At 45.6% G+C, this 11,988-nt stretch carries 14 protein-coding genes; 6 read left to right on the forward strand and 8 right to left on the reverse strand.

Features of this window, described 5'->3' with window-relative positions:
- The first annotated feature begins 6 nt into the window (after positions 1-6).
- The 5 genes from iscU to fdx are packed head-to-tail and all read left to right on the forward strand — an operon-like array spanning position 7 to position 3,537.
- Complete coding sequence (gene iscU / locus ICV36_RS02500) at positions 7-393, forward strand: Fe-S cluster assembly scaffold IscU (RefSeq protein ID WP_068322308.1); 387 nt, start codon at positions 7-9, stop codon at positions 391-393.
- A gap of 32 nt (positions 394-425) precedes the next feature.
- Positions 426-749: an iron-sulfur cluster assembly protein IscA gene (gene iscA, locus ICV36_RS02505; RefSeq protein ID WP_068948041.1), complete on the forward strand. Its 324-nt coding sequence runs from the start codon at positions 426-428 to the stop codon at positions 747-749.
- Positions 727-1,254, forward strand: a complete 528-nt coding sequence (gene hscB / locus ICV36_RS02510; protein WP_371743208.1) for a Fe-S protein assembly co-chaperone HscB — start codon at positions 727-729, stop codon at positions 1,252-1,254. Before iscA ends, hscB begins: the two co-directional genes overlap by 23 nt.
- A 28-nt stretch (positions 1,255-1,282) precedes the next feature.
- Positions 1,283-3,148 (forward strand): Fe-S protein assembly chaperone HscA, encoded by a 1,866-nt coding sequence (gene hscA / locus ICV36_RS02515; RefSeq protein WP_215400971.1) that lies wholly within the window; start codon positions 1,283-1,285, stop codon positions 3,146-3,148.
- A gap of 50 nt (positions 3,149-3,198) precedes the next feature.
- Positions 3,199-3,537, forward strand: coding sequence for an ISC system 2Fe-2S type ferredoxin (fdx, locus tag ICV36_RS02520; protein WP_215400972.1), 339 nt, complete (start codon positions 3,199-3,201; stop codon positions 3,535-3,537).
- 168 nt (positions 3,538-3,705) lie between these two features.
- Here the strand turns inward: fdx and ICV36_RS02525 are convergent, their stop codons facing one another.
- From ICV36_RS02525 to ICV36_RS02550, 6 genes are all read right to left on the reverse strand, one after another.
- Positions 3,706-5,049, reverse strand: a complete 1,344-nt coding sequence (locus ICV36_RS02525; protein ID WP_215400973.1) for a sulfate adenylyltransferase subunit 1 — start codon at positions 5,047-5,049, stop codon at positions 3,706-3,708.
- Positions 5,049-5,972, reverse strand: a complete 924-nt coding sequence (cysD, locus tag ICV36_RS02530; protein WP_215400974.1) for a sulfate adenylyltransferase subunit CysD — start codon at positions 5,970-5,972, stop codon at positions 5,049-5,051. Before cysD ends, ICV36_RS02525 begins: the two co-directional genes overlap by 1 nt.
- A gap of 41 nt (positions 5,973-6,013) precedes the next feature.
- Positions 6,014-6,742, reverse strand: coding sequence for a phosphoadenylyl-sulfate reductase (locus ICV36_RS02535; RefSeq protein ID WP_215400975.1), 729 nt, complete (start codon positions 6,740-6,742; stop codon positions 6,014-6,016).
- Positions 6,739-7,533 carry a sulfite exporter TauE/SafE family protein gene (locus tag ICV36_RS02540; protein ID WP_215400976.1) on the reverse strand — a complete coding sequence of 265 codons (795 nt, stop codon included), beginning with the start codon at positions 7,531-7,533 and terminating at the stop codon, positions 6,739-6,741. Before ICV36_RS02540 ends, ICV36_RS02535 begins: the two co-directional genes overlap by 4 nt.
- A gap of 18 nt (positions 7,534-7,551) precedes the next feature.
- A complete protein-coding gene (locus tag ICV36_RS02545) occupies positions 7,552-7,716 on the reverse strand; it encodes a hypothetical protein (RefSeq protein ID WP_215400977.1) in 165 nt (54 codons plus the stop codon).
- Positions 7,717-7,826: 110 nt separating this feature from the next.
- Positions 7,827-8,603, reverse strand: coding sequence for a ferredoxin--NADP reductase (locus tag ICV36_RS02550; RefSeq protein ID WP_215400978.1), 777 nt, complete (start codon positions 8,601-8,603; stop codon positions 7,827-7,829).
- Positions 8,604-8,769: 166 nt separating this feature from the next.
- Here ICV36_RS02550 and ICV36_RS02555 point away from each other — a divergent pair, with 166 nt between their 5' ends.
- Entirely contained in the window at positions 8,770-9,246 is a 477-nt protein-coding gene (locus tag ICV36_RS02555) for a disulfide bond formation protein B (RefSeq protein ID WP_215400979.1), read from the forward strand.
- Positions 9,247-9,293: 47 nt separating this feature from the next.
- On the opposite strand, the gene lysS is transcribed toward ICV36_RS02555, so the two are convergent.
- Positions 9,294-10,844, reverse strand: a complete 1,551-nt coding sequence (gene lysS, locus ICV36_RS02560) for a lysine--tRNA ligase (RefSeq protein WP_215400980.1) — start codon at positions 10,842-10,844, stop codon at positions 9,294-9,296.
- 32 nt (positions 10,845-10,876) lie between these two features.
- Positions 10,877-11,981 (reverse strand): peptide chain release factor 2 gene (prfB, locus tag ICV36_RS02565; protein WP_215400981.1). Its coding sequence is split into 2 segments (ribosomal slippage): positions 10,877-11,908 and positions 11,910-11,981, totalling 1,104 coding nucleotides; the frame shifts between segments, so codons are not numbered across the junction.
- Between the last annotated feature and the right edge of the window lie 7 nt (positions 11,982-11,988).

Here is an 11,988-nt window from a genome sequence, read left to right on the forward strand (position 1 = left end):
CATAGCATGGCATATAGCGAAAAGGTCATTGACCATTATGAAAATCCCCGTAACGTTGGCTCTTTTGAAAAGGGTGATGACAGCGTAGGTACCGGCATGGTTGGCGCGCCAGCTTGCGGCGACGTGATGAAGTTACAGATTCGCGTGAACGATCAAGGCGTGATTGAAGACGCTAAGTTCAAGACTTATGGCTGTGGCTCTGCGATCGCCTCATCCTCATTGGTAACCGAGTGGGTTAAGGGTAAAACCTTGGATCAAGCGCTTGAGATTAAGAACTCACTGATTGCTGAAGAGCTAGCTTTGCCACCAGTAAAAATTCACTGCTCTATCTTGGCAGAAGATGCTATTAAGGCAGCTGTTGCCGACTACAAAGAGAAGCATCCAGCTAAATAAAGCAGACGAAGTAAATAAGAAGAATCAAAACTATGGCAATTACCCTTACTGAAAAAGCGGCGAAACACGTTAACCGCAATCTAGAAAAGCGCGGCAAGGGTTGTGGTTTGCGCTTGGGCGTTCGCACTACCGGTTGCTCTGGTTTGGCGTATCAGTTGGAGTACGTAGATGAGCCTGCGGCTGAGGATCAAGTATTTGAGTCCAATGGTGTCAAGGTGTTTGTAGATCCAAAGAGCTTGGCTTACTTAGATGGTACCGAGCTAGACTTTGTGCGTGAGGGTTTGAACGAGGGGTTTAAGTTTCAAAATCCAAACGTAAAAGATGAGTGTGGTTGTGGCGAATCCTTCCGCGTCTGACGATTACTTCCGTTTCTTTGGACTAAATCAGCAATTCAAAATCGATTTGCCTGCTCTAGATCAGGCATACCTAGCGATTCAGAAGGAAGTGCATCCCGATCGCCACGCTCGCGGTAGCGATGTAGACCAACGCTTAGCGATGCAAATGGCTACCTTGGCTAACACTGCGTTCCAGACGCTCAAGAACCCTATTCAACGTGGCTTATATTTATGTAAGCTTCATGGTGTTGACGCTAATTTGGAAACCAATACCGCCATGCCTGCTGCTTTTCTCATGAAGCAAATGGAGTGGCGTGAGAGTTTGGATGAGCAGGCAGAGGATTTACCCGCTCTAGAGTCTTTAATGACTGAGGTTGAGCGGTCCAAAGAAGACGCCCTTACTGAAATTGCTCAAGCTATCGATGGCGCCAAAAATTATGAGCGTGCTGCAGAATTATTGCGCGGCTTGCTGTTTATCGATAAGTTTGCGATTGAGCTTGATGACACTATTGCGGCTCTAATCTAGTTCATATCCAAGCTAAACTCTATTTCTTATGGCCTTATTACAAATCTCTGAACCCGGTAAATCGCTAGCACCTCATCAGCGCCGCATTGCCGTGGGCATTGATTTGGGTACGACTAATTCTTTGGTGGCTATAGTGCGTGATGCGTTGCCTAAAGTGCTTGCTGATGCACAAGGGCGCGAACTACTTCCTTCTGTCATTCGTTATTTGCCTAATGGCAGAACTCAGGCTGGCTTTGAGGCTCTTGAGAGCCTAGTGCTTGACCCAAAAAATACAATTGTTTCGGTCAAACGCTTCATGGGTCGAGGGTTAGCTGACGTCCAGCATATTGAAAATACTCCTTATGACTTTGTTGATCAACCGGGCATGCTTAAGCTGAGAACAGTTGCTGGTGATAGGAGCCCGATTGAAGTTTCTGCAGAAATATTAGCGCGCTTACGTCAATTGGCAGAGGACTCAGTCTCTGATGAAATCGTTGGGGCAGTAATTACAGTTCCTGCTTACTTTGATGATGCACAGCGCCAGGCAACAAAAGATGCTGCGAAATTAGCGGGTGTTGAGGTGCTTCGTTTGTTAAATGAGCCTACTGCGGCTGCAATTGCTTATGGACTCGATAATGCCTCTGAAGGTGTGTATGCAGTTTATGACCTGGGTGGCGGAACCTTTGATATCTCCATACTGCGTATGAGTCGCGGAGTTTTTGAGGTGCTCTCTACTGGCGGTGATTCTGCCTTAGGGGGTGATGACTTTGATCATCGTTTGTATTGTTGGGTGATTGAGCAGGCAAAACTTCCGCCGCTATCGATTCATGACCACCGCACACTCTTGCAGGCCTGTAAGCATGCCAAAGAACAATTGAGTCACAACCCTCTGGCTCGTGTACATGAGACGCTTGCCGATGGCACGGTAGTCAATGTCGGCATTAGTCAGGCGCAATTCTTCGAGATTACGCAGAACTTAGTTGCTAAAACCCTAAGCGCTTGTAAAAAAGCCCTGCGTGATGCGGGATTAAAGGCGGAAGATGTTAAGGGTGTTGTCATGGTGGGTGGTTCAACCCGTATGCCAAATGTGCAACGCGCTGTAGGTGAGTTATTTAGTACCCAGCCTTTAAATAATTTAAATCCTGATCAAGTGGTTGCGCTCGGTGCAGCAATGCAGGCTGACTTATTGGCAGGCAATCAAAGCAAGGATGATGAATGGTTGCTCTTGGACGTCATTCCACTATCTCTTGGTATTGAAACGATGGGTGGTTTGGTGGAAAAGATTATTCCCCGTAATACGCCAATTCCGGTTGCAAGAGCGCAGGATTTCACCACTTTTAAAGATGGGCAGACTGCTTTGGCGATTCAAGTGGTGCAGGGTGAGCGTGAGTTAGCGCAAGATTGTCGTTCACTGGGAAGATTTGAATTGCGCGGCATACCTGCCATGGCTGCAGGTGCTGCCCGTATTCGGGTGACTTTTCAGGTAGATGCCGATGGCTTGCTTTCAGTAAGCGCTACTGAGCAAGGTTCTGGTGTCAAGGCATCGATTGATATCAAACCTTCATATGGTCTTACAGACGCTGAAATTACACGTATGCTGCAAGATGGTTTTACATCAGCCAAAGAGGATTTGCTATCTAGATCTTTGCGTGAAGAACAAGTAAATGCACAGCGCTTGCTCGATGCAGTACAAACAGCCCTCGATAGCGATCGTAATCTGCTCAATGCGGATGAGCAAGTAGCCATTGATCGCGAGATGGCGGCTTTGCAAAAGATTTTGAACGAAGAGACAGATAGCTCAGTTGTTCGTAAGGCAGTGGATCATGCTGCAAAAGCGACTGATGACTTTGCTCAAAAACGTATGAATGCGAGCATTCAGAAGGCTTTATCTGGCAAGAATGTTGCTGAGATTTAAGAAAAAAAGACCTGAAACGAATTCAAATTAAATACCAATAGAACAGAATCATGACTCAAATCGTCGTACTACCGCATAGTGAGTATTGCCCTGAAGGTGCAGTTGTAGAGGTTGCTCCGGGTACTTCGATTTGTGAGGCTTTGTTGGAGAATGACATTCCGATTGAGCATGCTTGTGATATGGTCTGCGCCTGCACCACCTGCCACGTCATTGTGAAAGAGGGATATCAAAGCCTTAATCCCCCTGATGAGAATGAGGAAGATATGCTGGATCGTGCTTGGGGTTTAAATCCTCAATCTCGTTTATCTTGCCAGGCCATTGTGGCCAAGCAAGATTTAGTGATTGAAATCCCTAAATATTCAATCAATCACGCCAAAGAAAACCATTAATGCACCAATTTAGGGCTTTTAGCTCTAAATTCATGCAATTCATTAATTTCTGGAGTAAGCTCGGCTTTAATATGAATCCATAGTTTCATTTTTTAGGTAGCACCTCCAAAAATCTTTTAAGCCATCCTTCGGGGTGGCTTTTTCTTTGTGCCCATGGAGTAAAAGTGCTTACTGGGCTACCGCCTCGCGAATCATGCCTGCAGCCACCGTATGGTTTGTTGCTTCATCAATCAAGATAAAGGCACCAGTTCGTTGGGATTGATCAAAAAGATCAGCACCAATCGGCTTTTGCAAGATTAAATCTACGCGCCCAATTTCATTGGCTGACAGTGCGTGTACGTCGCTTGCATGAGATAGGGTCTGCACATCCAGGACTTGTTGAATGCCCTTCACTTTTGCCCCAACAGTATTAGTGGTATGGCGCAAAGCATATTTGCGGCTCAACGAGAGTGGTTCGCTATTTAACCAGCATAAGTCCGCAGAAAGTTGTTTCGTTAAGACTGGCGGTTTTGAGTCATCGGCACCAATAAATAAAGAACCGCGCGATACGTCAATATCCTCAGACAGTTGAATTGCTACTGCTTGACCAGCCCCTGCTGAATCTACCGCATTATTGCCATTGCTTTGCTGGTTACTCGAGCGGTTACCTAGATAAATTTCTGCAACTGTCGCTTCAGATCCGCTTGGTAATACCTTGATCTTTTGCCCTTTGTGAATACTGCCAGACTCGATTTCTCCCAGGTAGCCACGGAAATCATCAGAAGCACTACCATCTTGGCGGGCTACATATTGCACTGGAAAGCGTAGTGCTAGTTTTTCAGATTCAGGGCTAGTGTCTAGACTCTCAAGCCACTCTAAAAGGGTGGGGCCTTTATACCAAGGTGTATTGTTGCTCGCAGTAACAACGTTGGCACCTAGCAGTGCAGAAATCGGAATTAAGGTTGGCTTAGGCAACCCAATTTTTTGAGTCAGATCTTCAATCGCAATTTTGATGGTATTAAATACTGTCTCATCAAATTCGTATAAGTCCATCTTATTGACAGCAAACACGACATGACGAAGGCCTAATAAATGAACAATCGCCGCATGACGTTTAGTCTGTGCCAATAAAGTAGCTGGAGTGGTGTTGAGGTCAACGCGTGTTGCATCAACCAAAATGACTGCAACATCAGATTGAGATGCGCCAGTCACTAAGTTGCGAGTGTATTGCTCGTGGCCTGGAGCATCAGCAACAATAAATTTACGTTTTGGGGTGGAGAAGTAGCGATAAGCTACATCAATAGTGATGCCTTGCTCACGCTCAGCCTCTAAGCCATCAGTAAGGAGGGCTAAATCAACGCCTGCATCAGAGGAGGTAACGCGAGCATGTTTGGTTTTGGAGAGAGATTCTAATTGGTCCACCAAAATAGATTTGGTGTCATAGAGCAAGCGCCCAATCAAGGTGCTTTTGCCATCATCTACACTACCAGCGGTTATGAAGCGAACGACGTTTTGATGTTGATTGGAATTCATCAGAAGTAACCTTCTTTCTTGCGGCGCTCCATCGAGGCCTCATTGGTTTGGTCATCCATGCGGGTTGCGCCACGTTCGGTAATTTCGGTAATAGCGGTCTCAGCAATGATCTCCAAAGGAGTAGCTGCAGTGCTCAACACGGGGCAGGTGCAGCTAATATCACCTACAGTGCGGAAACGCACGTTTAGGATTTCGCTGATATCACCTGCTGCTTTAGGCGTTACATCAGTTACTGGAACTAATAAATTATTTTTCTTTATTACTTCACGTGGATGCGTGTAGTAAATACTTGGCAGCTCTAATTTCTCGCGAGCGATGTATTGCCAGATATCGAGCTCTGTCCAGTTGGAGATGGGGAACACGCGCATGTTCTCACCTTTGGCAATACGGGCGTTATAGAGATTCCAAAGCTCTGGGCGTTGTGCTTTAGGATCCCATTGACCGAATTCATCACGGAAGGAGAAGATACGCTCTTTAGCGCGTGCTTTTTCTTCATCACGACGTGCGCCGCCCATTAATGCATCAAACTCATGTTCCGCAATAGCCTCTAAGAGGGTTACCGCTTGCGCAGCATTGCGGGAATCGGTTTCTTTACGTAGGCGAACAGTGCCCTTTTTGATCGAGTCTTCAACCTGACCCACAATCAGTTTTACACCCGTCTTTTCAACTACAGCATCTCGATAAGCAACTACTTCTGGATAGTTGTGTCCAGTATCAATATGCAAAATAGGAAACGGCAGTTTTACAGGGCGGTCGCCAAATTGAAACGCCTTGCGGGCTAAGTGGAACATCACGATGGAGTCTTTGCCGCCAGAAAAGAGCATGGCAGGGTTTGAGCACTGTGCAACCACTTCACGGATGATGTAAATAGATTCGGCCTCAAGCCAATCTAAGTGATCATCAAGCAATTTTTGTTCTGACATTCTGTGAGTTATTTCTACTAAGTTTTGATATTGAGTTTGGATTATTTATTAAGGTGTAAGCCACATTCTTTGCTATCGCTTTGCAGCCACCACCAGCGACCAGCCCGAATATCCTCACCCTTTTTGACCTGACGGGTGCAGGGCTCGCAGCCAATGCTGGGGTAGCCCTTGAGGTGCAGTGGATGTATCGGTATGTTTTCTTGTTTGATATGAGCCCAGATATCTGATTCGCTCCAATCAAACAAGGGATTGAACTTTGCGATACCCCTTACATCATCTAATTCTTCTAAATTGAGTTCGGTGCGAGTGATGGACTGTTCGCGTCGTTGGCCCGTAATCCAGGCATCAGCACCAAGAAGTGCGGCATTTAGAGGTTTGATCTTGCGCGCACCACAGCAAGCCTTTTTGGGTTCTTCACCATCGTAAAAACCATTTACACCATATTGATCGATGAATGCTTGTACGTCATCGTCTTTTGGATAAATTTTTTCAATTGAAATGCCATATTGACCTTCTGTGGTTTTAACCATGTCCACAGTCTCTTGATGAAGGCGACCTGTTGCCAAGGTGAATAGCTTAATTTTGGCTCCAGTTTTAGTAATCGCATCCGTTATGACCATGTCTTCAGCTGCTAGGCTGGTTGCGAAGCGAACATCAGAGAAGAGCGTGGAAATATCAGCCAAACGTTGCTTTAAAGCGGCAGACTTCTGGGCAAGCTCATCTGGTGTGAGCGCACTTGGTGGAATTGACCAAAAATCAGGCGCAATCATGAAGCAACCAATTTGATGCCAACCAAAAATAGTGTTACCGCGAGGGTATTTCGTGTTGCTTTTTCGGATAGTGAGCTTGAGAGCTTAGCCCCTAGCCAAATCGCTGGAACGGATCCCAGTAGAAGTCCAAGCAGTAAGTCAAAGTGAACATTTCCGAGCCACCAGTGGCCGATACCAGCAAGAGCGGTGAGAGGAACTGCATAAGCAATATCAGTGCCAGCAACTTGTGAGGGCTTGAGATGCGGGTACAAAATGAGTATCAAAGTTGCTCCTATTGCACCAGCCCCAATGGAGGAAACTGTGACCAATATGCCAATCACTGCGCCAACAGCGACGGTTGCAATTTTGAGGTTTGAGCCGCTAGGAAGAAGACTAGGATTATCCTGCACCCATTTCAAAATCTTCGCTCTAAATAGTAAAGATATGGCTGTTAATAAAACTGAAACCCCGATAGAGAAGCTGATGAAGTGATTAAAGCTTTTGGAGACAGGGCCAATAAACTTCAGTGCCAGAATAGAAAGGATGGCTGTGGTGATACTACCAAGACACAATAGCTTTACGATGTCCCAGCGAACATTCCCGTGCAGTCGATGTGCTACAGTGCCGAACCCTTTGGTGATAGCGGCAAAGGCCAAATCGGTTCCGACAGCAGTTGTTGGAGCAACTCCAAAGATAATGGTTAATAAAGGCGTCATCAGCGAGCCGCCACCAACACCTGTCATACCGACAAGTAGTCCAACCAACGCGCCAGAAACAATAAACTGTGATGAGTCTTGAAAAAATTGCAGCATGAATTCTTCCCGTTTGGTTTATGTGAATGATTGTTCAAACTCTTCGAGTTTGATGGCATTCATGAGGAAGAGAATTTGACGCTGGAAACTTTTTCGTTCGATGGCCTTTTCAAGCGGTAATCGATCATGTTCACGTAATAGCTTTGTGATTACTGGGTTGTAATGCTCGCGTACGGGTGACATCAAAGTTCCTTGGTAAATATCTCGTTGAAGAGAATTTACCAAGGGGTCTATATATCCACAAGGAATATATAGCGATATCTAAATTACTTTTAGATATAAAGAAGAAAGACTTATTTTTCTACGAAAGCCCGCTCAAAGACATAGTCACCCAACTGACCAAGACTTGGGGAAACCTTAAACCCTTTGGCATCGAGCATTTCGGAAGTTTCTTTGAGCATAGAAGGGCTGCCGCAAATCATGGCGCGATCCACTGCTGGATCCAATGGCGGCAAACCAATATCTTTAAAGAGTTGGCCAGATTCAATTGCAGTAGTAAGACGGCCAGTGTGCTTAAAAGCCTCACGTGTCACTGTTGGGTAGTAAATGAGTTTTTCACGAACAAGTTCGCCTAAGTATTCATCTTGAGTCAACTCATTCTTGATGTAGTCCTCATAAGCAAGTTCACTAACGAGACGCACGCCATGAATGAGAATAACTTTCTCAAACTTTTCATAAGTCTCTGGATCACGAATGATGCTCATGAATGGAGCAAGACCAGTACCGGTGCTAAAGAGGTAAAGATGCTTCCCAGGATTTAAGTCGTCCAATACCAGGGTGCCAACAGACTTCTCACTGACGAGAATTGGGTCACCAACTTGGATCTTCTGGAGGCGTGATGTTAGGGGGCCATCTTGAACTTTGATGCTCAAAAACTCAAGGTGCTCTTCATAGTTTGGGCTAGCAACGCTGTAAGCTCGCACCAATGGTTTGCCTTCAACCTCTAGACCAATCATCAAGAAGTGGCCGCTGCGAAAACGCAAGCTCTTATTGCGGGTGGTAGTAAAGCTGAAAAGAGTGTCGTTCCAATGGTGAACGGATAAAACGGTTTCGGTGTTGTATGCGGCCATAAATACGTTTTGATGAGAAGTGGCAAAAGGATAATTATCACATTCTTAGGCTTTAAATTAAGGCTAATTCCATCAAAAATACGACTCAGTCGTGATATAGATCAGACTTTTAGTAATAAGACAGTGGTTTACGGAGAGTTCTTTACCCATTGGCTATCATCTATAGATGAAAAGAATCCAATACCTCTTCCTGTCAATTTTTAGCCTGAGTTTGGTGATTGTTGCCGTGATCTTGCAGCAGACGGGCTACCAAGGTGTTAGCTTTATGCCCTGTCCTTTATGCATTTTGCAAAGGATTGGCTATCTTGGAGTCGCAATTTCTTGTTTATTGGCGGCAGGTATTGCACCACTAAGAAGGTTATTTCATGGCTTGGCGCTTTTGGCTGCTGGATATGGAGTAGCAGTGGCTGGTCATCATGTTTGGCTTTTACTTCACCCACGTGAATCTTGCGGTATAGATCCTTTGGAGACTTGGATTAATCAATTTCAGTTAGCGAACCATCTTCCCTGGTTATTTAAGGCCGATGGATTATGTTCTGCAAAGCTCCCAGCAATTTTGGGATTGCAAGTACCAGAGTGGTCCTTGCTGTGGTTTTCGGTTCTCTTATTGATATTGTTAATTACCTTCTTTAGGAAATCCTAAGCAATAAAAAAGGCACCCTATGGTGCCTTTTTCTTCTGAAGAAGTGATTACTCTTCTTCGCGGCGTAGATGTGGGAACAAAATCACATCACGAATATTTGGAGCATCGGTAAGTAGCATTACCAAGCGATCTATACCAATACCGCAACCGCCAGTTGGGGGCATGCCATACTCGAGAGCTCGAATGAAGTCATGATCGAAGTACATTGCCTCTTCATCGCCTGCTTCTTTTTGCTCAACTTGCTTGCGGAAGCGATTAGCTTGATCTTCAGCATCGTTTAATTCAGAGAAGCCATTGGCAATCTCACGGCCAGTGATAAAGAGCTCAAAGCGCTCAGTAATACCTGGGCGAGTATCCGATTCTCTAGCAAGCGGACTCACTTCAATCGGGTAATCAATGATGTAAGTTGGCTCCCAGAGGTGCTCTTCAGCTACCAATTCAAAAAGGGCTAATTGGAGGGCGCCAATACCAGCATTTTTGAGGGTAGGAGCGTCTGGATTCTCGCCACCTTTTTTCAATTCTGCACGAATGAAGGCTGCGTCTTCAAGTTGGGCTGCCTCATAGCTCTTGCCAGACTGACCGCAGTACTTCAGGATGGCTTCAGTAATAGTCAAGCGTTGGAATGGCTTACTCAGATCAAGTTCGCGACCTTGGTGAGTCAAAACAGCAGTACCTTGTGCATCGATTGCTGCTGCACGAATCAAGCCTTCTGTGAAATCCATGAGCCAACGATAGTCTGTATATGCTGCGTAGAATTCCATCATGGTGAATTCTGGGTTGTGACGCGGACTCACACCTTCATTACGGAAGTTGCGGTTGATTTCAAATACACGTTCAAAGCCACCGACCACCAGACGCTTTAGGTAAAGCTCTGGGGCAATACGCAAAAACATTTGCATATCTAAAGCATTGTGGTGCGTAATAAATGGTTTAGCTGCAGCGCCACCAGGAATCGGGTGGAGCATTGGTGTTTCGACTTCCATGAAGTCGGCGTCAAGCATGTGGCGACGTAATGAAGCGATGGCATTGCTACGCGCTTTGAAAGTATTACGACTCTCTGGGTTCACAATCAAATCCACATAGCGCTGACGATATTTAGTCTCTAGGTCTGAGAGGCCATGGAACTTATCTGGCAATGGTCGCAGTGATTTGCTGAGTAAGCGCAAATTGCTACACTCAACTGATAGCTCACCTTTATTGGTTTTAAAGAGGTTGCCTTCAGCCGAGATAAAGTCTCCCATATCCCAGTGTTTAAAGGCACCATGGACATCGGCTCCACTGAGTTCATCATTGATATAGAACTGAATTTGACCGCTGCGATCTTGAATGGTTGCGAAGCTTGCTTTACCCATCACGCGCTTAAGCACCATGCGTCCCGCTACTTTGACATGCACTTTCTTTGCAGCTAATTCTTCTTTGGTTAGGCTGTCGTAGTGAGCATGTAAATCAGCTGCCAAATGCGTTGGAACAAAATCATTTGGAAATGCAACGCCACCTTCGCGAAGCTTAGCGAGTTTTTCACGGCGCTCCGCAATGATGTGGTTCTCATCAACTGCTTCAGTAGCTGGGGCATTGTCTAAATTGGTTTTATCGTTCATATCTATAGTGATGCAGTAATGGGTGTTAGTTTTTATACGCCTTGCTTCAGGCTAGCTTCAATAAAGGCATCGAGATCACCATCCAATACTTTTTGGGTATTTGATATCTCGACGTTGGTGCGTAAATCTTTAATACGGCTTTGATCTAATACATAAGAGCGGATCTGATGACCCCAACCCACATCTGTCTTGCTGGCCTCTAATTTGTCTTGTTCGGCGCGACGTTTTTGCATCTCATGCTCATAAAGTCGAGACTTCAACATCGTCATGGCTTCAGCGCGGTTGCGGTGCTGACTGCGATCGTTCTGGCACTGCACCACAATCCCAGTTGGAATATGGGTTAAACGGACTGCGGAGTCGGTTTTGTTAATGTGCTGACCGCCTGCACCAGAGGCGCGGTAGGTGTCTGTACGAATATCAGCAGGATTGACTTCAATCTCAATCGAGTCATCAATTTCTGGATAGACATAGATGGAAGCAAAGGAGGTATGACGTCCGTTTGAAGAGTCAAACGGTGACTTACGTACTAAACGATGCACCCCAGTTTCTGAGCGGAGGTGTCCATAAGCATATTCACCATCGACTTTGATAGTCGCGCTTTTAATGCCAGCAACGTCACCATCAGACTCTTCAAGAATTTCAGTTTTATAGCCTTTGCGTTCGCAATACTTGAGGTATTGGCGATAGAGCATGCTCGCCCAGTCGCAGGCTTCTGTGCCACCAGCACCCGCTTGAATATCAATAAAGCAATTGCAAGAGTCCATCTCATTGTGGAACATGCGGCGGAACTCGAGGTCGCCAACAATCTTGCTATAGCTCTCAACATCCTGCTCAATTGCAGCGATCGTTTCAAAATCACTTTCCTCTTTGGCCATGTCAAACAGCTCAAGAGCACTAGTAATGTTGGTATTGAGATCGGTAAGGGTTGTAACTACGCCATCAAGCAACTTCTTTTCTTTGCCGAGTGCTTGTGCTTTCTTTTGATCATCCCAAATCGTGGGATCTTCTAGTATTGAGTTAACTTCAGTAAGGCGACGTGACTTTACTTCGAAGTCAAAGATACCCCCGAAGAGCTTGCTCACGGGTGAGCAGATCGGACAAGGTATTTGAAATAGTGTTTAGTTGTTCAGCTTCCATCCCCTAA

Source organism: Polynucleobacter sp. MWH-UH35A (assembly GCF_018687075.1).
GTDB lineage: Bacteria > Pseudomonadota > Gammaproteobacteria > Burkholderiales > Burkholderiaceae > Polynucleobacter.